Source organism: Streptomyces sp. NPDC038707, from assembly GCF_040636485.1.
In the GTDB taxonomy this organism is placed as follows: domain Bacteria; phylum Actinomycetota; class Actinomycetes; order Streptomycetales; family Streptomycetaceae; genus Streptomyces.
In genome coordinates, this window is sequence record NZ_JBEZUP010000008.1 from 130,986 (window position 1) to 155,247 (window position 24,262).

At 71.5% G+C, this 24,262-nt stretch carries 19 protein-coding genes and 2 tRNA genes; 3 read left to right on the top strand and 18 right to left on the bottom strand.

From position 1 onward, the window contains the following. Positions 1 to 43: 43 nt before the first annotated feature. The 7 genes from AB0E62_RS13740 to pgsA all read right to left on the bottom strand — a co-directional run bounded on the left by AB0E62_RS13740 (position 44) and on the right by pgsA (position 6,301). Complete coding sequence (locus AB0E62_RS13740; protein ID WP_362192005.1) at positions 44 to 796, bottom strand: YebC/PmpR family DNA-binding transcriptional regulator; 753 nt, start codon at positions 794 to 796, stop codon at positions 44 to 46. A 75-nt stretch (positions 797 to 871) separates the two neighbouring features. Next, positions 872 to 1,477 (bottom strand): pyridoxal 5'-phosphate synthase glutaminase subunit PdxT, encoded by a 606-nt coding sequence (gene pdxT / locus AB0E62_RS13745; RefSeq protein ID WP_362192007.1) that lies wholly within the window; start codon positions 1,475 to 1,477, stop codon positions 872 to 874. Positions 1,478 to 1,500: 23 nt separating this feature from the next. After that, positions 1,501 to 2,406, bottom strand: coding sequence for a pyridoxal 5'-phosphate synthase lyase subunit PdxS (pdxS, locus tag AB0E62_RS13750; RefSeq protein WP_362192009.1), 906 nt, complete (start codon positions 2,404 to 2,406; stop codon positions 1,501 to 1,503). A 114-nt stretch (positions 2,407 to 2,520) separates the two neighbouring features. Then, positions 2,521 to 3,063, bottom strand: a complete 543-nt coding sequence (locus AB0E62_RS13755; protein ID WP_362192011.1) for a hypothetical protein — start codon at positions 3,061 to 3,063, stop codon at positions 2,521 to 2,523. Positions 3,064 to 3,573: 510 nt separating this feature from the next. Beyond that, a complete protein-coding gene (locus AB0E62_RS13760; RefSeq protein WP_362192013.1) occupies positions 3,574 to 4,734 on the bottom strand; it encodes a glycosyltransferase family 4 protein in 1,161 nt (386 codons plus the stop codon). Further along, positions 4,731 to 5,639 carry a phosphatidylinositol mannoside acyltransferase gene (locus tag AB0E62_RS13765; RefSeq protein WP_362192015.1) on the bottom strand — a complete coding sequence of 303 codons (909 nt, stop codon included), beginning with the start codon at positions 5,637 to 5,639 and terminating at the stop codon, positions 4,731 to 4,733. Before AB0E62_RS13765 ends, AB0E62_RS13760 begins: the two co-directional genes overlap by 4 nt. Then, the gene (gene pgsA, locus AB0E62_RS13770; RefSeq protein ID WP_362192017.1) at positions 5,636 to 6,301 is read right to left on the bottom strand and encodes a phosphatidylinositol phosphate synthase; all 666 of its coding nucleotides are present in this window, start codon (positions 6,299 to 6,301) and stop codon (positions 5,636 to 5,638) included. The genes AB0E62_RS13765 and pgsA overlap by 4 nt, the downstream gene beginning before the upstream one ends. Positions 6,302 to 6,607: 306 nt before the next feature. Here pgsA and AB0E62_RS13775 point away from each other — a divergent pair, with 306 nt between their 5' ends. Beyond that, entirely contained in the window at positions 6,608 to 8,809 is a 2,202-nt protein-coding gene (locus tag AB0E62_RS13775) for an elongation factor G-like protein EF-G2 (RefSeq protein WP_362192019.1), read from the top strand. 200 nt (positions 8,810 to 9,009) lie between these two features. Beyond that, positions 9,010 to 10,656 (top strand): hypothetical protein, encoded by a 1,647-nt coding sequence (locus AB0E62_RS13780; RefSeq protein ID WP_362192021.1) that lies wholly within the window; start codon positions 9,010 to 9,012, stop codon positions 10,654 to 10,656. Between the two features lie 35 nt (positions 10,657 to 10,691). On the opposite strand, the gene AB0E62_RS13785 is transcribed toward AB0E62_RS13780, so the two are convergent. Continuing rightward, entirely contained in the window at positions 10,692 to 11,249 is a 558-nt protein-coding gene (locus tag AB0E62_RS13785) for an HIT domain-containing protein (protein WP_362192023.1), read from the bottom strand. Positions 11,250 to 11,353: 104 nt separating this feature from the next. Continuing rightward, positions 11,354 to 13,330, bottom strand: coding sequence for a threonine--tRNA ligase (gene thrS, locus AB0E62_RS13790; protein WP_362192024.1), 1,977 nt, complete (start codon positions 13,328 to 13,330; stop codon positions 11,354 to 11,356). Positions 13,331 to 13,698: 368 nt separating this feature from the next. Here thrS and AB0E62_RS13795 point away from each other — a divergent pair, with 368 nt between their 5' ends. Beyond that, a complete protein-coding gene (locus AB0E62_RS13795) occupies positions 13,699 to 14,424 on the top strand; it encodes a 3'-5' exonuclease (protein WP_362192026.1) in 726 nt (241 codons plus the stop codon). A gap of 83 nt (positions 14,425 to 14,507) precedes the next feature. Here AB0E62_RS13795 and AB0E62_RS13800 read toward each other — a convergent pair. The 9 genes from AB0E62_RS13800 to AB0E62_RS13840 form a co-directional block, all read right to left on the bottom strand. Continuing rightward, a tRNA-Val gene (locus AB0E62_RS13800) sits at positions 14,508 to 14,579 on the bottom strand. A 39-nt stretch (positions 14,580 to 14,618) separates the two neighbouring features. Continuing rightward, the gene (locus AB0E62_RS13805; protein ID WP_362192028.1) at positions 14,619 to 15,065 is read right to left on the bottom strand and encodes an SRPBCC family protein; all 447 of its coding nucleotides are present in this window, start codon (positions 15,063 to 15,065) and stop codon (positions 14,619 to 14,621) included. 127 nt (positions 15,066 to 15,192) lie between these two features. Next, on the bottom strand, positions 15,193 to 17,931 hold the full coding sequence (locus tag AB0E62_RS13810) for a Tat pathway signal sequence domain protein (RefSeq protein WP_362192030.1): 2,739 nt from the start codon (positions 17,929 to 17,931) through the stop codon (positions 15,193 to 15,195). A 198-nt stretch (positions 17,932 to 18,129) separates the two neighbouring features. Further along, positions 18,130 to 18,732: a hypothetical protein gene (locus AB0E62_RS13815; RefSeq protein ID WP_362192032.1), complete on the bottom strand. Its 603-nt coding sequence runs from the start codon at positions 18,730 to 18,732 to the stop codon at positions 18,130 to 18,132. 3 nt (positions 18,733 to 18,735) lie between these two features. Beyond that, a complete protein-coding gene (locus AB0E62_RS13820) occupies positions 18,736 to 19,635 on the bottom strand; it encodes a carbohydrate ABC transporter permease (protein ID WP_362192033.1) in 900 nt (299 codons plus the stop codon). Further along, complete coding sequence (locus AB0E62_RS13825) at positions 19,632 to 20,591, bottom strand: sugar ABC transporter permease (RefSeq protein WP_362192035.1); 960 nt, start codon at positions 20,589 to 20,591, stop codon at positions 19,632 to 19,634. Before AB0E62_RS13825 ends, AB0E62_RS13820 begins: the two co-directional genes overlap by 4 nt. Before the next feature lie 11 nt (positions 20,592 to 20,602). After that, positions 20,603 to 21,886: an extracellular solute-binding protein gene (locus tag AB0E62_RS13830; RefSeq protein WP_362192037.1), complete on the bottom strand. Its 1,284-nt coding sequence runs from the start codon at positions 21,884 to 21,886 to the stop codon at positions 20,603 to 20,605. 241 nt (positions 21,887 to 22,127) lie between these two features. Beyond that, the gene (locus AB0E62_RS13835; RefSeq protein WP_362192039.1) at positions 22,128 to 23,210 is read right to left on the bottom strand and encodes an alpha/beta hydrolase; all 1,083 of its coding nucleotides are present in this window, start codon (positions 23,208 to 23,210) and stop codon (positions 22,128 to 22,130) included. 899 nt (positions 23,211 to 24,109) lie between these two features. Further along, a tRNA-Val gene (locus tag AB0E62_RS13840) sits at positions 24,110 to 24,181 on the bottom strand. Between the last annotated feature and the right edge of the window lie 81 nt (positions 24,182 to 24,262).

Sequence of the window (24,262 nt, forward strand, 5' to 3'; positions counted from 1 at the left end):
CCGACGGGGGGTGTCCCGTCGGCCCGGTCGTCAGCCGTACGCGTTACGCGTCGACCTTCTCCATGATCTCGTCGCTCACGTCGAAGTTCGCGAAGACGTTCTGCACGTCGTCGCTGTCCTCGAGCGCGTCGATGAGCTTGAAGATCTTCTTGGCGCCCTCCTCGTCCAGCTCGACCTGCATGGTCGGGACGAAGTTGGCGTCGGCCGACTCGTAGTCGATGCCGGCGTCCTGGAGGGCGGTGCGGACCGCGACGAGGTCGGTCGGCTCGCTGATGACCTCGAAGGTCTCACCGAGGTCGTTGACCTCCTCGGCACCGGCGTCCAGGACGGCGCCGAGGACGTCGTCCTCGGTCAGCTCGCCCTTGGGGACGATGACGACGCCCTTGCGGTTGAACAGGTACGACACCGAACCCGGGTCGGCCATGGAGCCGCCGTTGCGGGTCATGGCGACACGGACCTCGGAGGCGGCGCGGTTGCGGTTGTCGGTGAGGCACTCGATGAGCACCGCGACACCGTTCGGGCCGTAACCCTCGTACATGATCGTCTCGTAGTCGGCGCCGCCGGCCTCCAGGCCCGCGCCGCGCTTGACCGCGGAGTCGATGTTCTTGTTCGGGACCGACGACTTCTTCGCCTTCTGGATGGCGTCGTACAGCGTCGGGTTGCCCTCGGGGTCCGCGCCGCCCATGCGCGCCGCGACCTCGATGTTCTTGATCAGCTTCGCGAAGAGCTTGCCGCGCTTGGCGTCGATCACGGCCTTCTTGTGCTTCGTCGTGGCCCATTTAGAGTGGCCGGACATCTGCCTGTCTCCTTCGCGTAACCCATCCTGTACGAACGCCCCTCGGTCGAAAGGCCGGGGGGACCCCCGGAGATCCTACAAGGACTCCGCCGCCCGGTCGGCGCGCACCATGTCGACGAACAGCGCGTGCACACGATGATCGCCGGTCAGCTCCGGGTGGAAGGAGGTGGCGAGCGCGTTGCCCTGGCGGACGGCGACGATGTGGCCGGCGTGTTCGGCGAGCACCTCGGCGCCCGCGCCCACGGACTCCACCCAGGGGGCGCGGATGAAGACGCCCTCCACGGGATCGCCGGTGATGCCCTTGACGTCGACCGCGGCCTCGAACGACTCGTTCTGCCGGCCGAAGGCGTTGCGGCGCACGATCATGTCGATGCCGCCGACCGTCTCCTGGCCCGAGCGCGGGTCGAGGATCTTGTCGGCGAGCATGATCAGGCCGGCGCAGGTGCCGTAGACGGGCATGCCGGCGCGCACGCGCGCGCGGAGGGGCTCCATCACGCCGAAGAGGACGGCCAGCTTGGAGATGGTGGTGGACTCGCCGCCGGGCAGGACGAGGCCGTCGACCTCGGCGAGTTCCTCGGGGCGCCGCACCGGCCTGGCCACGGCGTCCGCCGCGGCCAGGGCGATGAGGTGCTCCCGTACGTCGCCCTGGAGGGCCAGGACGCCTATGACAGGAGTGTTCATGGGAGTGCCGTTGCCTGTGCGGTTCACCAGCCGCGGTTCGCGTAGCGCTCGGTCTCGGGGAGGGTGTCGCAGTTGATGCCGACCATGGCCTCGCCGAGGTTGCGCGACGCGTCCGCGATGATCTTCGGGTCGTCGTAGAAAGTGGTGGCCTTCACGATGGCGGCGGCGCGCTTGGCCGGGTCGCCGGACTTGAAGATGCCGGAGCCGACGAACACGCCCTCGGCGCCGAGCTGACGCATCAGGGCCGCGTCGGCCGGGGTGGCCACACCGCCGGCGGAGAACAGCACCACGGGAAGCTTGCCCAGCTCGGCGACCTCCTTGACCAGCTCGTACGGGGCGCGCAGCTCCTTGGCGGCGGCGTACAGCTCGTGGTTGTCGTAGCCGCGCAGGCGGGCGATCTCGTTCTTGATCTGGCGCAGGTGGCGGACGGCCTCGACGACGTTGCCGGTGCCGGCCTCGCCCTTGGAGCGGATCATCGCGGCGCCCTCGGCGATGCGGCGCAGGGCCTCGCCCAGGTTGGTGGCGCCGCACACGAACGGGGTGGTGAAGGACCACTTGTCGGAGTGGTTGACCTCGTCGGCCGGGGTGAGCACCTCGGACTCGTCGATGTAGTCCACGCCGAGGGACTGCAGCACCTGGGCCTCGACGAAGTGGCCGATGCGGGACTTGGCCATCACCGGGATCGAGACCGCGTCGATGATGCCCTCGATCATGTCCGGGTCGGACATACGGGCCACGCCGCCGTCCTTGCGGATGTCGGCCGGGACGCGCTCCAGGGCCATGACGGCGACGGCGCCCGCGTCCTCGGCGATCTTCGCCTGCTCCGGCGTGACGACGTCCATGATCACGCCGCCCTTGAGCTGCTCGGCCATGCCGCGCTTCACACGGGCGGTACCGGTCTCGGGAGCCTGGTTCTCGGTGGTGGACACGGGTGACCTCACTGATGGGAAAAGAGGGTTGGTGCACCACTGAGGAAACGCGAGCGGGCCAGGCCACAGCAAGGGCCAATGGAAAGCCGGTGGATCCTTTTGTTCACCCGGTCTTCATGAGACCCGCTCGACGAGGGCCGCGGGCGGCTCGTCGTCCATCTCGAAGGCCAGTGGGAAGGGGGCGTGGCCGGCCAGCCGGAACCAGCGGACCTTGCGGTGTCCGCGGAGTCTGCGGGCGGCCCCCACGGCGTCGTTGTGGAAGCGGCGGGCCATCGGCACCCGGCGGACCGCCTCGGCCAGCTCACGGGCCGCCGCGTCGCCGCCGGGGGCCTCGCGCACCGCCTCCACCTGGGCCGCGTCCTCGAAGACCGCCCGCAGCGCCTGGCTCAGCTCGCTCTCGGCGACCTCCCGCTGCTCCTCCTCGGCCTGCCGGGCCGCGTGCGCGGCCTCGTAGAGCACGATCGAGGCGGCCGGGTCCAGCACGCCCGAGGTCGCCAGCTCCTGGGCCACCGAGGCGCGCCGCAGCAGCTGCGCGTCGAGCGCCGCCCGGGCGGCGTCCATCCGCACGTGCAGGCGGTCCAGCCGCCCGGCGGTCCAGCTGAGGTAGACGCCGACGGCGACGAGCGCGACGAGGATCCAGATGAGGGTTGCGGTCACGCCCGAAGGCTATCGGCCGCCAGGAGGCCCCTTCCAAGCCGCCGGGGCCGGTGACGCCGCGCTGTCCGGTGCCGGCCCGCCCCGGCCCGGCTCGGCCGGTACGGGACCGGCTCGCAGTCGGCGGGGTTCGTACGGGACCGGCTGTCGCGTGAGGGAGGAACGGGCGCGCGGCGGCCGGGGCGGCGCCTCCCGCCCTCGCCGTGTACTCGGGCGCGCGGGCTCCGCCGCGACCGCGAACGGCCAGGTCCCGGTGCGCGTCGCCGGGCAGGCGCGCGGTCCGTGGGGCCGCTGCGGAATCGGCACGGCGCGGCGGACCCGGCGGCCGCCGGCCGTCCCCGCCCCGTACGGCCACAGGCGGACCGGCGCGCGCCGCTCCGCGGCGGGGCTGCGGTCAGCGACCCGGCTCACGCGCCGCCGGGCCCGGCCCCGCGCCCGCCCCCGGACGCCGGAACCGGTGCGGCGCCCTCCCGGGCCCGGGCCCGCCCGCGTGGGTCCCCCGTCGGTCCCGCGTCAGTCGCGTGCGAGCCCGAAGCGGGCCCGTAGTCCCGTGCGCTCGTCCGTGGCGACCGCCGCCGCGCCCGCCGTCACCGTCTCGTAGACGGACAGGATGTCCGCGCCGACCGTCGACCAGTCGAAGCGCCGTACATGGGCGCTGCCCCGCGCGCGCAGCTCGGCCAGGCGGGCCGGGTCGCCGAGCAGGCGCACGGCGGCCTCGGCCAGCGCGTCGGCGTCCTCGTTGGCGAACACCTCGCCGGCCCCGCCCTGGTCGAGGACCTGCACGAACGCGTCGAGATCGGAGGCGAGCACGGGCGCGCCCGCCGACATCGCCTCGACCAGGACGATGCCGAAGCTCTCCCCGCCGGTGTTGGGCGCCACGTACAGGTCGACGCTGCGCAGCAGGCGGGCCTTGTCCTGGTCGCTGATCATGCCGAGGAACTCCACGCGCGGGCGCAGTTCCTCGGGCAGGCCGGCGACGGCGGCCTCCTCGTCGCCCCGGCCGGCCACCAGCAGGCGGGTTCCGGGGCGGGCCGCCAGGATCCTCGGCAGCGCCCGCATCAGGACGGGCAGCCCCTTGCGCGGCTCGTCGATCCGCCCGATGAAGCCGATGGTCCCCCCCTGCCACTCGGGCCTGGGCTCGGCCCGGGCGAAGAAGTCCACGTCGACGCCGTTGGGGATGACCACCGCGTCCCCGCCGAGGTGCTCGACCAGCGTGCGCCGGGCGTACTCGCTGACCGCGATCCGCGCGCTGATCTTCTCCAGCGCGGCCTGGAGGATCGCGTAGGCGGCGATCATCGCCCGCGAGCGCGGGTTGGAGGTGTGGAAGGTGGCCACGATCGGCCCGGACGCCGCCCAGCAGGTCAGCAGGCCCAGCGAGGGCGAGGTCGGCTCGTGGATGTGCACCACGTCGAAGGCGCCCTCGTGCAGCCAGCGCCGCACCCGCGCGGCCGACAGGAAGCCGAAGTTCAGCCGGGCCACCGAGCCGTTGTACGGCACCGGGACCGCGCGGCCGGCGGAGACGACGTACGGCGGCAGCGGGGTGTCGTCGTCGGCCGGGGCCAGGACGGAGACATCGTGGCCGAGACGGAGGAAGTACTCGGCGAGGTCACGGATGTGGAACTGGACGCCACCGGGCACGTCCCAGGAGTACGGGCAGACGATCCCGATTCTCACGCGGGTCCCTTCGCGGGGTCGAGGTCGGCGAGCCACAGGCGCTGGAGCATGTGCCAGTCCTCCGGGTGCTCGGCGATCCCGGTGGCGAAGGCGTCGGCCAGTGCCTGTGTCATGACAGACGTCTTCTCCGCGCGCGTGCCTGACCCGGGTACCGCGATCGGGGGATGGACACGGCCCTTCATGACGGGCGATTCGTCGTACCACAGGGTGACGGGCAGCAGCAGCGCTCCCGTGTGCTGGGCGAGCAGGGCCGGGCCGGCCGGCATGCGGGCCCGCTCCCCGAAGAAGTCGACCTCGACCCCGGAGGCGGACAGATCGCGGTCGGCGACCAGGCAGACCAGGCCGCCGTCGCGCAGCCGCCGGGCCAGGGTGCCGAAGGCCGCGCCGCCGCTGTGCGGCAGCACCTCCATGCCCAGCCCCTCGCGGTAGGCCACGAAACGGTCGTACAGCGACTCGGGCTTCAGGCGCTCGGCGACCGTCGTGAACGGCGTCTCCAGCTCGGTGGTGACCCACGCCCCGGCCAGGTCCCAGTTGGCCAGGTGCGGCAGGGCGAGGACCACGCCCCGGCCTGCGGCCAGCCCCTCGGTGAGATGGTGCACGTCCTTCGGGTCGAACCCCGTCCGCACGCGCTCGGCGCTCCAGGCCGGCAGCCGGAAGGACTCCATCCAGTACCGCAGGTACGAGCGCATGCCGGCGCGGGACAGCTCCGCCAGCCGCTCCGGGGACGCCCCGGGCACCACGCGCGCGTAGTTCGCCTCCAGGCGCCGCACGCCCTTGCCGCGCCGCTTCCAGGCGGCGTCGGCGATGGACCGGCCCAGGCGCACGGCGGCCGGCTCGGGGAGCTTCTTCACGGTGCTCCAGCCGAGACCGTACAGCGCGTCGGCGAACCGGTCCGCGGCGCTCACTGCGCGGCCCCGCCGGCCCGCTGCCCGGCCGCCGCCTCGGCCTCCTCGGACTCCCGGCGCACGGTGACGACCCGCTGCACCAGGGTGACCAGGCTGCCCGCCGCGACGATCCACAGCGCGATCGGCAGCAGCCACTGAATGCCCGGCACCCCGAACTTGTGCAGCCCCGCGAAACCGGCCGCGACCAGCGAGATCACCAGCCGCTCGGCGCGCTCGACGAGCCCGTTGACGGCGACCGGCAGCCCGATCGACTCGCCGCGCGCCTTGGTGTACGACACCACCTGGCCGCTGGCCAGGCAGAAGATCGACACGGCGCACAGCACGTTGTCGTCGCCGCGGCCCGCGTACCAGAGCGCGAAGCCGCCGAAGATCGCGCCGTCGGCGACCCGGTCCAGGGTGGAGTCCAGGAAGGCGCCCCAGCGGCTGGACCGGCCCAGCTGGCGGGCCATGTTGCCGTCGACCAGGTCGGAGAAGACGAACAGGGTGATCACGACCGTGCCCCAGAAGAACTCTCCCCTGGGGTAGAAGACCAGCGCCCCCGCGACCACCCCGGCCGTGCCGAGGAGCGTCACCGTGTCGGGGCTCACCCCCCGCCGGATGAGAAACGCGGCGAACGGTGTGAGGACACGCGTGAAGAATGCACGCGCGTACTTGTTCAGCATGGCCTTCCCGACGGTCGGTGACGCCGCGGCCCCTGCTGGCCGCCGGCTGGCCCATCGTAGCCACGCGCGGGCGTGGCCGACGGGCGGGCACCCGCGCCCGGTGCCCACGAGCGGCGCGCGGGGCGCCCCACGAGCCGGGCGTGACGGAAACCGACACCTGTGGGCACTCTTCGTAGTCCTTCGTATGGACGCAACGTGACGGCAGTGGAAAGCTCGAATAACCGCGGGCGCCGCCGGAGCCGCCGAGCACGCGGATCCCGCGTGTCCGCGCCCACAGTGACCTCACCGTGCACGGGAGGCAGGATCATGGGCGACAAGTCACAGACACACCACTCCGGGGCCGCCGGCAGGGCTCTCACGGCCGACCGGCCCGCCTCTGTACGGAACGTGGTGCTGGTCGGCCACACCGGCTCGGGGAAGACGACCCTGGTGGAGGCCCTCGCGCTGACCGCGGGGGCGGTGAACCGGGCGGGCCGTGTGGAGGACGGCGGCACCGTCTCCGACTACGACGACATCGAGCACCGCCAGCAGCGCTCGGTCCAGCTCTCCCTGGTGCCCGTCGCATGGGACGGCATCAAGGTCAACCTGCTCGACACCCCCGGGTACGCCGACTTCGTCGGGGAGCTGCGGGCCGGGCTGCGCGCCGCCGACGCCGCCCTCTTCGTCGTCTCCGCCGCGGACGGGGTCGACGGCTCGACCCGGATGGTGTGGGAGGAGTGCGCGGCCGTCGGCATGCCCCGCGCGATCGTGATCACCCACCTGGAGGCCGCGCGCGCGGACTTCGAGGAGATGACCCGGATCTGCGCGGAGGCCTTCGGCGGTGACGACCCCGACGCCGTCCTGCCGCTGTACCTGCCGCTGCGCGGACCCGAGGGGCCCGACGGGCACGCACCGGTCACCGGGCTGGTCGGCCTGCTGTCACGGAAGCTGTTCGACTACTCGACCGGGGAGCGCAAGGAGTCCGAGCCCGGCGCGGACGAGCTGCCCGGCATCGAGGAGGCCCGCAACCGGCTCATCGAGGGCATCATCGCCGAGAGCGAGGACGAGACCCTCATGGACCGCTACCTCGGCGGCGAGCAGGTCGACGTCAAGACCCTGGTCCAGGACCTGGAGCGGGCCGTGGCGCGCGGGTCCTTCTTCCCCGTGCTGGCCGCCGCCCCCGCCGCCGAGGGCGCCCGGCAGGGACTCGGCACCGTGGAACTGCTGGAACTGGTCACCGGAGGCTTCCCGACCCCCTTCGAACACCCCATGCCGGGGGTCACCACGATCGACGGCAGGCCGCGCGAGCTGAAACCCTGCGACACCGACGGCCCGCTGGCCGCCGAGGTCGTCAAGACCGCCTCCGACCCCTACGTGGGCCGGCTCTCCCTGGTCCGCGTCTTCTCCGGCACCCTCCGCCCGGACCAGCCGGTGCACGTCTCCGGGCACGGCCTCGCCGACCGCGGCCACGAGGACCACGACGTGGACGAGAAGGTCGGCGCCCTGTCCATGCCCTTCGGCAGACAGCAGCGCCCGGTCACCCACGCCGTCGCCGGAGACCTGGTGTGCGTGGCCAAGCTGGGCCGCGCCGAGACCGGCGACACCCTCTCCGCCAAGGACGACCCGCTCCTGATGGAGCCCTGGCAGATGCCCGACCCGCTGCTGCCGGTCGCCATCCGGGCGCACAGCAAGGCCGACGAGGACAAGCTGTCCCAGGGGCTGGCCCGGCTGGTCGCCGAGGACCCGACGATGCGCCTGGAACAGAACCAGGACACCCACCAGGTCGTCCTGTGGTGCCTGGGCGAGGCGCACGCCGACGTCGCCTTGGAACGGCTGCGCAGCCGCTACGGCGTCCAGGTCGACGTCGTCCCGCACAAGGTCTCCCTCCGGGAGACGTTCGCCACCAGGGCCACCGGGCGGGGCCGGCACGTCAAGCAGTCCGGCGGCCACGGCCAGTACGCCATCTGCGAGATCGAGGTCGAGCCGCTGCCCGGCGGCTCGGGCATCGAGTTCGTGGACAAGGTGGTCGGCGGCGCGGTGCCCCGGCAGTTCATCCCGTCCGTCGAGAAGGGCGTACGCGCCCAGGCCGCCAAGGGCGTCGCCGCCGGGTACCCCCTGGTCGACGTCCGGGTCACGCTGCTGGACGGCAAGGCCCACTCGGTGGACTCCTCCGACGCCGCCTTCCAGACGGCCGGCGCGCTCGCCCTGCGCGAAGCCGCCGCCGACGCGAGGATCCATCTGCTGGAGCCGGTCGCCGAGGTCACCGTGCTCGTCGGCGACGCGTACGTGGGTGCCGTGATGAGCGACCTCTCCAGCCGCCGCGGCCGGCTGCTCGGCACCGAACAGGTCGGCTCCGGACGGACGCTGATCCGCGCCGAGGTGCCCGAGTTCGAGATCGGCCGGTACGCCGTCGACCTGCGCTCGCTCTCGCACGGCACCGCCCGCTTCGACCGCGCCTACGCACGGCACGAACCGATGCCGCCGCAGATCGCCGGACGCGTTCGCGAACAGGCCGGTGAGGAGGGGTAGCACGGAAGCACCGGACCGGCGCACGGGCGGGCGGCTTCGGCCGTCCGCCCCCGGCTGTCGGTGCCGGCCGATACGCTGATCACCTGGTGACGTCGCGCCGCCGCCGACCCGGCCGCGGACCGACGACCGGTTCAACAGGTGTGCGGAACGAGGAAGTCGGGAAGGCCGCAGGCACGGCACCGGCGGCGATGGGGGCGGGAATGTCGATAGGAACGGAGTGGGACGGGCCCCAGGTACCCGTCTCGGTCGGCGAGGGACAGGCGGCGACCGCCGCGCTGGCCTCCGCGGCGTACCGGGACAGCCCGATCGAGGAGATCAAGAAGGCCGACAACGACTGGCACCAGTCGACCGTCAAGCCCGGCCGGATCAAGATGTTCCGGCCCAATCTGGGCGAGGCGTTCTCCCGGGCCCTCGTGGACCGGATGCTGTCCCCCGGCCGCAAACCGCTCATCCAGTCCTTCGGCACAGAACCGCAGTTCGTGGTCGAACACGCCCTGGCCGCCAACAACATCCGCCGGGAGCGGGACAACCGCCTGACGGTCATCACCGCGGTATGCGGCCTGATCTTCCTGCCCGGGACACTGGCCTGGCTGCTCGTCTTCCTGCTGCGCTCCTTCGTCGCCCGCCGCGACGACAAGCGGGCCGGGACGCTGGCCACCGTGCTCCTGCTGGGCTTCGGCCTGCTCGCCGCGCTGTTCCTGGTCAAGATGCCGTTCTCCGGCTTCTGGGCCTGGTACGCCCGCGCGGCCGTCGTCGCCCCCGTGGCCGGCTGGTACCTGGCCAAGCAGCTGTGCGAGCGCACCGCCAGGGATCTGCGCGCGCGCTGGGACGGCCTGCTCTCCGGGACCAGCGTCGGCGCCAAGATCCCCGAGGCCGTGCCGCGCGGCCCCGGTGAGACCGCCGCCGAGGAGCTGCGCCAGTCCCTGGCGCGGCTGAGCGCCGAGCAGCAGTCCAACGCGGTCTTCTACGCCGGCCCCAAGGGCATACTCGGCATGGGCACCCGCTGGGGCGCCTGGCAGCTCGCCGAGGACCTGGTGCCCGCCGACCCCAGCCGGGAGATCCACCCCTTCCGCAGCTGGGACGTGATACGCGCGATCCACGACAAACTGACCCTCCTGGAACGCGGCCCCCTGCACACCGGCGGCTTCCCCAAGCCCTCCATACGGCACTGGATCGTCACACCCATCGGCGAGGGGGCCACGGCGGTCTCCCGGCCCGAGGGCGCCGACGTCGAGGCGTTCCAGGTCAAGCCGCACGCCATACAGGAGATCTGCAACAAACAGCAGTTCGGCAGCGGCGACCGGCACTATCTGGGCGTGCAGTGGACCCTGTGGGACGGACAGCTGGTCATCACCATGCTGATCACCGTCACCGTGCTCCACCAGACCCTGCGCATCGAGGTCACCGGGCATGCGCTGGGACCGGTGAACCCACTGTTCAACAGCAAGCCGGAGGCACCCACCAAGGAAGTCGCCAAGTCCCTCAAGCCCTGGGAGAACCGCACGATCAAACTGCCGCTGGTCACCACCGACGAGGTCGTACGGCTCGCCGTCCGCGCCCCGCTGACCTGGTACCCGCCGCTGCTGAACTGGCTCGGCGGCTCCCTCGCCCTGCCCGAACCGTTCGGTCTGCGGCACGCCTGGGCCGACCAGCCGTGGCGGCATCGTTTCATGGCCGACGACGCGCTGCGCGCGGCCACGCCGGTGCTGCGCGTGGTGCACTCGGCGGCGATCAAGGTCCTGGAGGAGAACGGCGTGGACACCGAGAAGTTCGGCGCCCGCTCCGCGTTCCTCAGCGGCAACGTGCAGGACCCGATGCCGAGGAAGGCCGACCTCTACGACGCGTGACGGGGTGCCCTCCGCTGAGGGCACCCGCCGTCGGGCTACGCCGGCCAGGCCTCCGCGAGCATCGTGCGGGTGTCGGCCAGCAGCTGCGGCAGCACCCTGGTGTGGCCCACCACCGGCATGAAGTTCGTGTCCCCGCCCCAGCGCGGCACGATGTGCTGGTGCAGATGCGCGGCGATGCCGGCGCCCGCGACCGAGCCCTGGTTCATGCCGATGTTGAACCCGTGCGCGCCGGACGCGGTGCGCAGGGCCGTCATCGCCTGCTTGGTCAGCTCCGCCAGCTCGGCGGTCTCCGGCCCGGTCAGCTCGGTGTAGTCGGCCACATGCCGGTACGGCACGGTCATCAGATGGCCGCCGTTGTACGGGTACAGGTTGAGCACGGCGTACACCTGCTCACCGCGCCGCACGATCAGCCCGTCCTCGTCCGACTTGGCCGGGATCGAGCAGAAGGGGCAGCCGTCGTCGGCCCCCGGACCGGTCGGCTTGTTCTCGCCCTGGATGTAGGCCATCCGGTGGGGCGTCCACAGACGCTGGAACGCGTCCTGCGTCCCCACTCCGATCTGCTGCTCCGGCTCACTCGTCATGCTAGGCAGCATATGGCGTCACCCCGGCCCACCGTGCGGCCGGGGCGGACTCCGGCCGCTTCACGCACGAGCGGGCCCCCGGGACGGTGGTCCCGGGGGCCCGGAAGCCCGGCGGATCAGACCTGGGTCCGCTCCTCCACGACCTTCGCGATCTTGGCGATGGCCTCGTCGAACGGGATGCCGTTCTCCTGGGAGCCGTCGCGGTAGCGGAAGGACACCGAGCCGTTGGACATGTCCTCGTCGCCGGCGATGACCATGAACGGCACCTTCTGCTTCTGCGCGTTCCTGATCTTCTTCTGCATGCGGTCCGAGGAGGAGTCCACCTCGACCCGCAGGCCCTTCTTCCTGGCCGCGGCCGCGAACTTCTGGAGGTACTCCACGTGCGCGTCGCCGATCGGGATGCCGATCGCCTGGACCGGGGCCAGCCACGCCGGGAAGGCGCCCGCGTAGTGCTCCAGCAGGACGGCGAAGAACCGCTCGATGGAGCCGAACAGCGCGCGGTGGATCATGACCGGACGCTGCTTGGAGCCGTCCGGGCCGGTGTACTCCAGGTTGAACCGCTCGGGCAGGTTGAAGTCGAGCTGGATGGTCGACATCTGCCAGGTCCGGCCGATGGCGTCCTTCGCCTGGACGGAGATCTTCGGGCCGTAGAAGGCGGCGCCGCCCGGGTCGGGAACGAGGGGCAGGCCCTGCTTCTCGGCGACCTGGCGCAGGGTCTCGGTCGCCTCCTCCCAGGCCTCGTCGGAGCCGACGAACTTGGTCTCGTCCTTGGTCGACAGCTCCAGGTAGAAGTCGGTCAGGCCGTAGTCCCGCAGCAGGCCGAGGACGAAGGTGAGCGTCTTGTCCAGCTCCTCGGACATCTGCTCACGGGTGCAGTAGATGTGCGCGTCGTCCTGCGTGAAGCCCCGCGCACGGGTCAGGCCGTGCACCACGCCCGACTTCTCGTACCGGTACACGGTCCCGAACTCGAACAGACGCAGCGGCAGCTCGCGGTACGACCGGCCGCGCGCGTCGAAGATCAGGTTGTGCATCGGGCAGTTCATGGGCTTGAGGTAGTAGTCCACGCCCTCGTCGAGCTGCATGGGCGGGTACATGCCCTCGGCGTACCAGTCCAGGTGCCCGGACGTCTCGAAGAGCTTCCCCTTCGTGGCGTGCGGGGTGTAGACGAACTCGTAGCCCTCTTCCTCGTGGCGGCGGCGCGAGTAGTCCTCCATCACCCGGCGGACGATGCCGCCCTTGGGGTGGAAGACGGCCAGGCCGGAGCCGATCTGCTCGGGGATCGAGAAGAGGTCCAGCTCGGTGCCGAGCTTGCGGTGGTCGCGCTTCTCGGCCTCGGCGAGGAAGTCGAGGTACGCCTTCAGCTCGTCCTTGGACGGCCAGGCGGTGCCGTAGATGCGCTGGAGCTGCTTGTTCTTCTCACTGCCACGCCAGTACGCGGACGCGTTGCGCATCAGCTTGAACGCCGGGATGAGCCGGGTGGAGGGCAGGTGCGGACCGCGGCACAGGTCCTTCCAGCACAGCTCGCCGGTCTTGGCGTCCAGGTTGTCGTAGATCGTCAGCTCGCCGGCGCCGACCTCGACGTCCGCGCCGTCGTCGTGCGACGCCGAGCCCTTGAGGCCGATCAGCTCGAGCTTGTACGGCTCCTCCGCCAGTTCCTCGCGGGCCGCCTCGTCGGTGACGACGCGGCGGGCGAACTTCTGGCCCCGCTTCTGGATCTCCTGCATCTTCTTCTCGATGGCCTTGAGATCCTCGGGCGTGAACGGCTTCTCGACATCGAAGTCGTAGTAGAAGCCGTCCTTGACGGGCGGGCCGATGCCCAGCTTGGCCTCGGGGAACAGCTCCTGCACGGCCTGCGCCATGACGTGCGCGGTGGAGTGGCGCAGGATGTTCAGACCGTCCTCGGACGAGATCTCGACACCCTCGACCTCGTCGCCGTCGGACAGCTCGTACGCGAGGTCCTTCAGCTCGCCGCCCACGCGCGCGGCGATGATCGAGCGCTCGCCCGCGAAGAGGTCGGCGGCCGTAGTGCCCGTCGTCACCACGCGTTCTTCCCGCTCGGAATCGCGTTGGATGATCACACGGACGTCTGACACCGGTCTCTCCTGACTGAAGGTGGGTGCGGCGCCATACCAGGAGCGCGCGCACTGGCGATCGTACCGACCCGACGGCACCGACCGCGAAACGGTTACTCTGTGTACACGTCCGACTACGCGCCCTCGCGGCCTCGGAGTCCTCCCGGGGGACCTCGGCAGCCGCCCGGTGCGGGGCCGCCCCCGGTTCCGGCCTACGTCATCGCCGCGCCCAACCGCTGCGCGTCACCGGCTCGTTGACCTGGTGTGCCGCTGAACTGCGCGGACCCGTACCCCTGTTGACTCCCGGCGGCGTACGGCGGGAACGGTCCGGGTATCACCCAACGGCAGAAGACGGCACGTCAGCTGCCACGGGGAAGCGAGGAGTTGGGATGACGACCTGGTACGAGGGGCCGCTGGCCGCCTTCGACACGGAGACGACGGGCGTGGACGTCGAGACCGACCGGATCGTGTCGGCCGCCGTCGTCGTCCAGGACGCGCCGGGGACCCGGCCCCGGGTGTCGCGCTGGCTGGTGCATCCGGGGGTGCCGGTGCCGGCGGAGGCCACGGCGGTGCACGGGCTGACGGAGGAGCACCTCCAGCACAACGGGCGCTGGCCGGCGCCGGTGATGTACGAGATAGCGGAGCAGCTGGCGGAGCACGCGACGCTGGGGCGCCCGCTGGTGGTGATGAACGCGCCGTTCGATCTGACGCTGCTGGACCGGGAGCTGCGCCGGCACCGGGCGTCGTCGCTGGCGCGCTGGTTCGACTCGGTGCCGCTGAAGGTGCTGGATCCGCGGGTGCTGGACCGGCAGCTGGACCGGTACCGCAAGGGCCGCCGGACGCTGGCCGATCTGTGCGAGCACTACGGCGTGGCGTTGCGGGGCGCGCATGACGCGGCGGCGGACGCGCTGGCCGCGCTGGATGTCGTACGGGCGCTGGGGCGGCGTTTCGCGACCCGGCTGGAGCGGCTGTCCCCGGCCGAGCTGCACGCGCTCCAGGTGGAGTGGCACGCGGCACAGGCGCGCGGGCTGCAGGCGTGGTTCGCGCGCAGTGGGTCGGAGGAGACGGTGTGCACGGAGTGGCCGCTGCGGCCGGAGGTGCCGGCGGCGGCGTGACGCGGACGCCGGCGTGCGGGCGGCACGAAGCGTGCGGCGGCATGAAGAAGGCCGGTCCGCTGCGGCGGACCGGCCTTTCCCGGTGGGCGATACTGGGTTCGAACCAGTGACCTCTTCGGTGTGAACGAAGCGCTCTCCCACTGAGCTAATCGCCCGGGAACGCACTGAACAATACAGGCCCGGGCGCCGTTCGTTCAAACCGCCCGCAGCCGGCGCAGCAGTCCGCGCCGGCCGGCCCGCATCATCAGGCGGTGGTTGAGGCGGAACAGGGGCCGTCCGGGCACGGCGAGCCGCCTGAGCAGCGGCCGGACCACGTCGACCTCCTGCTCGTAGCGGGCGAGGGTGCCGGGGCCGCCGGCGGTGACCGTCCAGCGGGCCCAGCCCTGGAGATCTCCGGAGAGGGTGGCCTCCAGGACGCCGGCGGCCGGGTCGCGGCGGGTCTGCCGCAGGGTGGACGTGAGGGCGAGCGGCAGCGCGGAGCGGATGACGATCAGGCCGGTCTGCTCGGCCAGGCGGGTCGCCGACCGTACCTGGGGCCACCACCGGGGGTAGTCCTGGGGCCGCTCCAGTACGGCGTACACGGCGGCCGGCGGGGCGGGCAGGGGCCACAGGCTGTGGAAGCGGTAGTGCTGGGGGTCCATGGGGCGAGTGTGCCGGGGTGGGGGCGGGAATCTGAGTACGCGTACTCATGTGCCCCGTCGTGGGGCGGGCCACACTCGGAGGGCGAGCGCCGCCGCCCGTGCCGCGGCGCTCCTCAGTCCCTGCCGGTCAGGCCGGCATCCTGTCGCCGAGCAGGGCGAGGTTCTCGATGGCGGCGAGGCCGTAGAGGGCGGTGTCGTTGGTGGACACCCAGGCCGCCTCGCTGCCCTCGACCAGGGCGGCCGGTCCGGTCAGCTTCTCGGTCTTCCAGGGGGAGGACTCGGTGTAGCCGTCGGAGTGGTAGAACTTCGCCCAGGCGCGCTGGGCGAGGGCCGGGTCGCCGGTCTGTACGGCGGCGTAGGCGTCGAGCCGCGAATGGCCCTGGAAGAGCAGCAGACTGCCGAAGTGGGTGCCGTAGCGTGCGGCCTGTTCGGCCTTGGTGGCGTTGAAGTAGCGGCAGTAGTCCAGGTAGGCGTCCTTGAACCTCGGCATGTCCACGAGGTGGATGAGTTCGGCGCACAGTTCGTTGAGTCCGAAGACGGCCGAGAGGTGGGAGACGGAGACGGCCGGCTGTCCGGCGACGGCGAACGTGCCGGTGTCGAGGTCGTAGAGCCCGCTGCCCTGGACGAAGCCGTTGGGCTGGGCGGCGATGCCCTCCATCGTGGACAGCACGCGCGCCCTGGCCTTCTCCCACTTGGGGCCCTTGCGTTCCCACTCGGTGAGCCAGGCGGAGACCAGGCCGCTCCAGTCGGTGCCGAAGCCGATGGAGAGGGCGTGCCGGTCGGGGGTGTAGGGGTCGGTGCGGACCTTGCGCTGGGGGTCGAGGGCGAGGAAGGTCTCGTCGGAGTCGACGTTGGCGTGCATGAGGTCGCCGACGCGTTCGTCCGCGGTGAGGAAGTAGTAGAAGCGCCGGTAGGTGGTGTTGGCGATGCGCTGCTGTTTGGCGCTGTCGGCGAAGTGCTGGACGCCGTGCCGGGTGCCGAGGCCGGCCCATGTGCCGAGGTGGTAGACGTCGACCTCGCCGGTGTGCCGGGTCATGGCCTCGGCGAAGCGGAAGATGTCGGACCGGCCGCTTCTCAGGTAGGCGTACCAGAGCCACAGGTCGGGTGAGAGTTCGGAGTTGTCCCAGGCGTAGCCGCCGATGTCGTAGCGCCACACGTGCCGGGCGGAGTCGTAGGTGTGCATGATGTCGCCGTAGTCCCAGAAGCCGTACCAGCGGCGGGTCTCCACCTGGTCCTTGTAGTAGGTGAAGAGGAAGTCGAGGTGGTCCTCGATCTTCGCCTTGGCGGGGGTGGAGCGGTCGGGCTCGGAGTACAGGCCGGGGCCGAAGACCTTGGCCTTGATGAGCTGCCTGGGCGGGGCGGCGAGCTGGGGCAGCACCCGTACGGCTTCGGCCTGGCGGGCGAGGGTGTCGGCGGCGGGGGTGGAGCCGTTGGCCCAGAAGAGGAGTTCGGAGGTACGGGCGATCCCGTAGGGGGTGCCGAATCCGGGCTCGTGGTCCTCGTAGGTGATGTTGAGTCCTTCGAGCTGTTCGGCGTAGGTGTCCTGGCCCATGCCGTCGTGGTAGAAACGCAGGTCCATGGGCTGGGCCTCGGGCGACCAGAGCCAGAGGGTGACGGTGGCCTCGTCGGTGTGGGCGTCGCGGATGTCGAGCTGGGCGGGGAACTTCTCCCAGAAGTCGCGCAGGCCGAAGGAGAGGCCGCCGCTCGCGCCGCCGACGTAGCCGAAGCCGGAGGCGCGCCGGCCGCCGCCCGCGGTGATCCAGCCGTGGCCCTTCTTGGTGCGCTTGCGGACGGTGAAGCCGTCGGCGGAGAGCTGGGCGAGGGTGTAGTCGCCCCAGTGCGGGACGTACTGCAGTCGGGTGGTGACGCGCTGGTCCCAGGTGGCGGGGTCGGGCAGCTTCTTCCCTTCGTACTGGGCGGCCTGGACGGCGGCGCCGGGGTCGCGGCGCAGTCCGGTGATGCCCTGGACAGCCTCGCGGAGCAGGCCGGTGCCCTCGCCGCCGATGCGGATGTGCCGGTCGTAGGCCGCGTCGCGCATCGGCACGGTGAAGCGGACGCCGAGGCCGCGGATGAAGTCGCCGCTCGCCTTGCCGGGTTCCTGCTTCCCGTCGTAGGTGACGGTGTGCACCATGCGGAAGGAGTCGGAGCCGGCGTAGAAGTACAGGCGGAGGGAGAACGGCAGCCACTCCCGGTCGCCCTTCCGGTGCTTGCCGTCGATGCGGACGACGGCCCGGACCGGTCCGTCCTGTTCGACGGCGACCTCGGAGACGGCGCCGTCGAAGCGTTCGGTCCTCACGGTGCCCTGGTCCTCGTCCTCGATCTCGGGCTGGCGGAGGAGGACGAGCCGGCCGTTCCTGGCGATCTCGGTGGAGCCGCGGGTGACGGACTTGATCAGCGTGGCGCCGTTCTTGCCGATCTTCGCGGTGATGACACCGGTGGAGACGTCGATGGTGCCGCCGCTGCGGTCGACGGTGACCTTCTTCGCGGGCTCGGCGGGGGTGCCCGGGGCGAGGGTGAGCGTGCCCGTGCCGGTGCTGACGGCGTGGGCGGTCCATTTCAGGGAGCCGTCGGGCCAGTGGGCGAGCGGCCAGGTCTGTACGGGGACGTGCGCGCCGTCGGCGTCGGTGACCGCGAAGGACCGGCCCGCCGGGTGGGCGCCCATCGGCCAGGGCACGCCGACGGTGGCGCCGGGCGCGGCGCCGAGGCCGCCGTCCTCCAGCCAGTCCAGGGTCACCGGGTCGGTGCCGTCGGCGGCGGCAGCGGGCGCGGCCTCGGCGTCCCGGGCGCCCAGGGCCCAGCTGAACTGGGCGGCCGCTCCGGCGACGGCGGCGGCCTTGAGGAGGGACCTGCGGGGGATGGGAGACATGACCTTTCCTTCCAAGGGCGGTGTGGTCAGGGGCATGACAGAGAGGGTTACGGTGCTCAGCGCGCGGACCGCGCCGCCGGACTCGCGGCTCTGTCACCGGCGGCTCCGGAGCCGCGTCGGTCGCCGGTGTTCCGGTGGCGCCGCTCCAGGGACCGCCGTTCGCCGCCCCGCGCGGCGCCGGGCGGGGCGCCGCCGGCTTCAGCGGTGGCGGCGGTGGCGGCGGTGGCGTTCCTCGACGGCGACGGCCGCCGCGGCCACGGCTCCCAGCACGGGGACCGCCAGCGGCGCGACCAGCAGGGCGGACGTACAGGTCAGGACGGCTCCGCCGACCAGCAGGAAGGAACCCGCGGGGTCCCGTACGGTACGGCGCCCGGCGTCGGCGAGCAGGGCCCGCCAGCGCTCCCCCGGCGCCCACACCGCCGCCGCCCGCAGCCCGGCCACGGCGAGCCCGAGCAGCGCCAGCAGGCCCACGGCCCCGACCAGCGGCCCGCCGGGCAGCCCCGCCCGCACCGCCCGGACGTCCAGCCAGGCGACCCACACGGCGGCCCAGCCGGCCACGCCGACGGCCCAGCCCCCGCGCAGCGCGGAGCGGAAGTCGGCGGCGAACTGGCGCCATCCGCCGCCCTGATGGGCCGTGCGCCGGCGCAGGTGCCGGGCGCCCGCGGCGAACGCGGCCGGGCAGGTGACCACACCGAGGCAGGCCACCGCGATCCACACGCCGGTCAGCAAGGACTCGGCGAAGACGCCGAACCGCTCCGCGGACCCGGACTCCCGGGGCGTCCGCACCCGAGCTCGGGACATGACTCAGCCCTTCAGTCCGGAGGTCGCCATGCCGTCGATCAGATACCGCTGGAAGGCGAGGAAGAACAGCAGCACCGGCAGCAGCGCGACCAGGGACATGGCGATCATGCCGCCGTAGTTGGCGGCCACGCCGTCGGAGTCGCGGAACATCATCAGACCCAGGGAGACGGTGTACTTGCCGGGCTCGTTGAGGTAGATCAGCGGGCCCATGAAGTCGTTCCAGGCGTTGATGAAGGTGAAGATCGCACTGGTGATGAGCGCGGGCCGGCACAGCGGCAGCACGATCGACCAGTAGGTCCGCAGGTGTCCGCAGCCGTCGAGCCGGGCGGCCTCGTCGAGTTCCCGGGGCAGGTTCCGCATGAACTGGACCATGAGGAAGACGAAGAAGGCCTCGGTGGCGAGGTACTTGCCGATCAGCAGCGGGACGTACGTGTTGACCAGCTCCAGCTTCTGGAACATCACGTACTGCGGGATCAGCAGCACGTGGTACGGCAGCAGGAGCGTGCCGATCATGAGGGAGAACAGCAGGTTGCGGCCGGCGAACCTGATGCGCGCGAAGGCGTAGGCGGTCAGCGAGCAGGAGACGAGGACGCCGACGACCGCGCCGCCCGCGTAGAGCAGGGAGTTCTGGAAGAACGTCCAGATCCCGATGTCCGCTATGCCGTCGGCGAGGCCCTTGAAGTTGGACAGGATGGGGTGGGACGGGAACAGCGTGAGGCTGTTGATGATGTCCTTGCTGGGCTTGAACGAGGCACCGATCACCCAGACGACCGGGTAGAGGATGACGGCCAGGATCAGCAGCGCGCCGAGGTGCCAGGCGAGGGAGCCGGCCCGCCGGCGGTTCGGGCCCGGGGTCCTGGTGCCGGCCGCGTGCACCGGGACCTTGGTGGTGGTCGCGCTCATCGGGCGTCCTCCTCGTAGTGCACCCACTTCTTCTGGGACCAGAAGAGGACGGCCGTCACCAGGGCCACGGCGAGCAGCAGCATCCAGGCCATGGCGGAGGCGAAGCCCATCTGGGCGTTCTTGAAGCCCTGCTGGTAGAGGTAGCAGGTGTAGACGAGGGTGGCGTCGGCCGGTCCGCAGGCGGTGTTGGAGACGACGTAGGCCGAGCCGAAGATCTGGAAGGAGTGGATGGTCTCCAGCAGCACGTTGAAGAACAGCACCGGGGAGATCATCGGCAGGGTGATGTTCCAGAACCTGCGCAAGGGTCCGGCGCCGTCCATCTCGGCCGCCTCGTACAGTTCCCTGGGGACCTGCTTGAGCCCGGCCAGGAAGATGACCATGGGCGCCCCGAACTGCCAGACGGTCAGCGCGACCAGGCAGTACATCACCCAGTCGGCGTTGCCGACCCAGCCGCCGACGTGGAAACCGAGGAAGGTCTGCGTACGGTCCACCATGGCGCCGTCGGAGAACAGCGAGCGCCAGACGAAGCCGACCGAGACGCTCGCGCCGATGAGCGAGGGGGCGTAGAAGGCGGCCCGGTAGAAGGCCTGGCCGCGGCGGCTCTGCGCGAGGAGCAGGGCGACACCGAGGGCGAGCAGCAGCTTGAGCGGGGTGCCGATGACGACGTACCTGGCCGTCACCTCCACCGACTTCTGCCAGCGCGGGTCGTCGAACATCTTGGTGAAGTTGTCGAGGCCGACCCACCGGGGGCTGGTGAAGAGGTTGTAGTCGGTGAACGCGAAGTAGAGGGAGGCGACCATCGGGCCCGCGGTCAGCAGCAGGAACCCGGCGATCCACGGGGACATGAACAGGTAGCCGGCGAGGTTCTCCCGCCGCCGGCCCGGCCGCCCCGTCCTCGCGGTGGCGGCCCGGCGCGCGCCGCGGGTCGCGGGCACGGAGTCCTTGACGAGCGTCACGGCGTTTCCCATCAGGCCTGGAAGGCGGCTTCGGCCTCGGTGAAGAACTGCTTCACCGCGTCGGAGACCTTGGACTTGCCCTGGCCGAGGTCGCCGCCGATGCGCAGGAACGCGGCCTCGATGGTGTCGGCACCGGAAGGGTGCGGGGTGATCGTGCCGAGGATGCCGGCCTTGGCGGTGTCCTCCTCGTACCGGGCGATCTCCTTGTTGATCCCGTCGGCCGGCTTGTACGCCGCGTACTGCTCGGTACTGGCGAGGATGCCGCGGTCGTAGCCCATGATCTCGCCGACCCGGGGGTCGTGGACCATGAAGTCGATGAACTGCGCGGCCTCCTTGGGGTGCGAGGTGCGGGCGGACGCACTGAGCATCAGGGAGGCGAGGTACTGGCCGGTGTGCTTGCCGTCCGTGGTGGGGATGGGCGCGAGGCCGTACTCGCTGTCGCCCTCGGCCGAGTAGCGGACGGTGAAGTTGTCCCAGGTGAACTCCGAGCCACCGTGACCGGCGGAGAGGGAAGACTTGGGCTTGTCCTGCTGGACGAGCTTGGGGTCGGTGACGACACCTGCCTTGACCCGGCCCAGGCCGTCGGCCCACCACTCCGTCAGATCGGCCCGGTCGAAGCCGAGTCCGTCGTCGGTGAAGAACGCCTTGCCGTGCTGGCGGAGGTAGAGGTCGTACAGGTACATGATCGTGAAGTAGCCGGTGTCCCCGGGAACATTCGTCCTGTCGCGGATGGTCTTCAGGGCCTTGAAGTACTCGTCCCAGGTCCAGCCCGGCCGGGGCTCGACGCCCGCCTTGCGGAAGAGTTTCTTGTCGATGACGAGTGACATGGTGTTGGAGCCGACCGGAATTCCGAGCTGCTTGCCGTCGACCTCACCGACCTTCGTGACGCCCGCGCGGAAGTGATCCAGGCTCAGATGACCGGCCTCCACCTGAGGCTTGAGATCGAGCAGAATTCCGCGCTTGTCGTACTTCCTGAGAAAAGTGACGGCGTTTTGGAAAACATCCGGGGGGTTTCCGCCGGCGGCCTGGGTCTGGAACTTCTCCCAGAACGATTCATACGTCTGGAAGTCGGTTTTTACCTTGATCTTGGGGTATTTCTGCTCGAAGAGGGCGATGGACTGGTTGATCTTCTTGGCCCGCTCCTCGGCACCCCACCAGGAGTAACGGATCGTCACCGTGCCGTTGCCGGAGCCGCTTCCGCCACCGCAGCCGGTGGTCGCGGCGAGCCCGAGCGTCGCCGCCGACGCCCCGGCGGCCTTCAGGATCGTACGCCTGTCAAGATTCCTGGTTCCCACAGTCGGGCCCTCCCCGCAGTATCTCCGCCACGCGCATGAATCGTTTCAAGTAAGCGCTTGCTGGCACAAGGTACGAAGGGGCCCGGGGTGCGTCAATGACCCGGGCAGGATTTTCTTGCGGGCGACGGCAGGGGCGGACCGGCCCGCCGCCCGCTCCCGCCGGCGGGAAGGAACGGACCCGCCGGCCGTTCCCACTGGTGAGGGAGGCGTGACCGACGGGCCGAACGAGCCGGACGGGGCGTCAGGCGGGCAGGGAGGCCAGCCAGTCGAGCAGGATCCGGTTGGTCTCCGCGGGACGCTCCTGCTGGACGAAGTGCCCGCAACCGTCCAGGACGTGCGCACCGAGAAGGCCGGGCAGGGTCTCGGGGTAGGCCTTGACGGCGTCGGCCAGCCAGGCGAGGGAGGCGTCCCGCTCACCCCCGACGAACAGGGACGGCCGCGTGATCGGCTGCCCCGCCCAGCCGGCCAGGTCGGCCCAGTCCCGGTCCATGTTCCGGTACCGGTTCAGGGCCCCGGTCATCCCCGTCCGCTCGAACTCACCGGCGTAGACATCGAGGTCCCGCTCCCCCAGCCAGGACGGCAGCACACCGACGGGAAAACACTCGCGCAACGTCCCTCCGGCCCCGGTGAAGTGCGGATCCGGAGCGCCGGGGGCGGGCATGGTGTCCCCGGACAGAGCCGCGTAAAAGCCGGCCAGCCAGCCGCGGACATCGGGTTCCATCTCGGCCTCGGCCCGGCCGGGCTGCTGGAAGTAGGAGACGTAGAACTCGTGGGGGCGGGGCTGGTCGCGGGGAGCTCCTCCGACGCCGGTCTCCTCGCTGCCGGGCCTCTCGGCGCCAGGGGTTTCGGGTTCACCGGCTCCACGCGTGCGGGCGAAGACCTCGCTGGGGCGTGGACCGCCGGGCGGGGTGTACGGCACGCCGAGCAGACCCACGGCCCGGAACACGTCCGGCCTGGTCAGAGTGGACATGGCGGCGATCGTCGCGCCCCAGTCGTGCCCGACGACCACGGCGGAGCGCTCGCCCAGCCCCTCCACCACAGCGACGTTGTCCGCGACCAGCTCGAGCATCCGGTACGCCTCCACGGCCTCCGGCTTGGACGAGCGGCCGTACCCCCGTACGTCGATCGCCACCGCCCGGTAACCGGCGGAGGCGAGTGCGGGCAACTGGTGCCGCCACGTGTACCAGGACTCCGGGAAGCCGTGCAGGAGCAGCACCAAGGGACCGCTGCCCTGCTCGACCAGGTGGATACGGCCGGCCGGCGAGGTGAGAAGGCGGTGAGTGGGGGCGGAAGGAGCGGGTCGGGAACTGGCGATGGGCGGCATGCGGCCTCCTGGGTCTGCCGGGGGTGGCGAGGGCTCGGGGTGGATCGCGGTGGTGTCCTGATGGTTGGGCTTGCGAGGGTTCGGACGGGCTTCGGTCGGCCGCAGGCGGGTGCGGCAACGCCTCCTGGGCGGCGCGGGCGGGGTGACACGTTGCCCGGCTGGACGGCGGGCGTCCCGGACCTGCACGGCGCCTGTCGGGCCGGGCGGCCCCGGCGGATCGGTGCGGTGCCCGCCGAACTCGGCGGTCATCCGGTTCGCCACGGCTTCCCGGACGGCCGGAGCGGGGGCGGACGGTACACGAGGACGGCGAGCTGCCGGGTGAGTGACTCGTTGGGCCGGCGGCCGGAAGGGACGGTGGCGTGACGTGGTCGGCCCGCTCCCGGTGCGCGGGAAGCACGGGCGGAGGGGTACGGGTGGGTGTGGGAGACGGCGGGTGGCTCATGCTGCGGGCCCTGGCCTCGATGATCCAGTGAGTGGCCCGGCCGGGACGAGGGTTGTTGCCGGTTCGGCAAAACGGTCTCTGGGGGGACTGGAGGGCGAGCGGAGCGGGTGGCCCGCCTGCGCCCGGCCCCGCGAGGAGACGAGAGGCAGGGGCCAGGGCCTGCCGAGGAGCCTGAGGAGAGGAGCCGGGGCTCCCGGGCAGGGAGCGCGTGAGTTCAAGGCCCGGGGCCCCGTCAGGGCCGGTCAGGCAGACGTGCGAGGCCCGGGAGGGCGGAGGTCCCGCCAAGGCGGTCGGGAAGCCGGTGGACCCCGCTCGTGCAGGACGCGCCGGCCCTCACGGTGCCGTCGGGGCGTACGGAAGTGACCCGAGGACGCCTGCGCGAGGCTCGGGAAGTCCCGGAGGCACGGGCGGACACGCCGACGGCCCATCCGCTGTGCGGATGGGCCGTCGGTCCGGGTGGGCGATACTGGGTTCGAACCAGTGACCTCTTCGGTGTGAACGAAGCGCTCTCCCACTGAGCTAATCGCCCGGGCGCAGGAAGAACATTACCGCATGTCAGAGGGTGCTTCCGACCAGGGGCCGGACGGCGGGCGCCGCCGGCCCCCGCAGC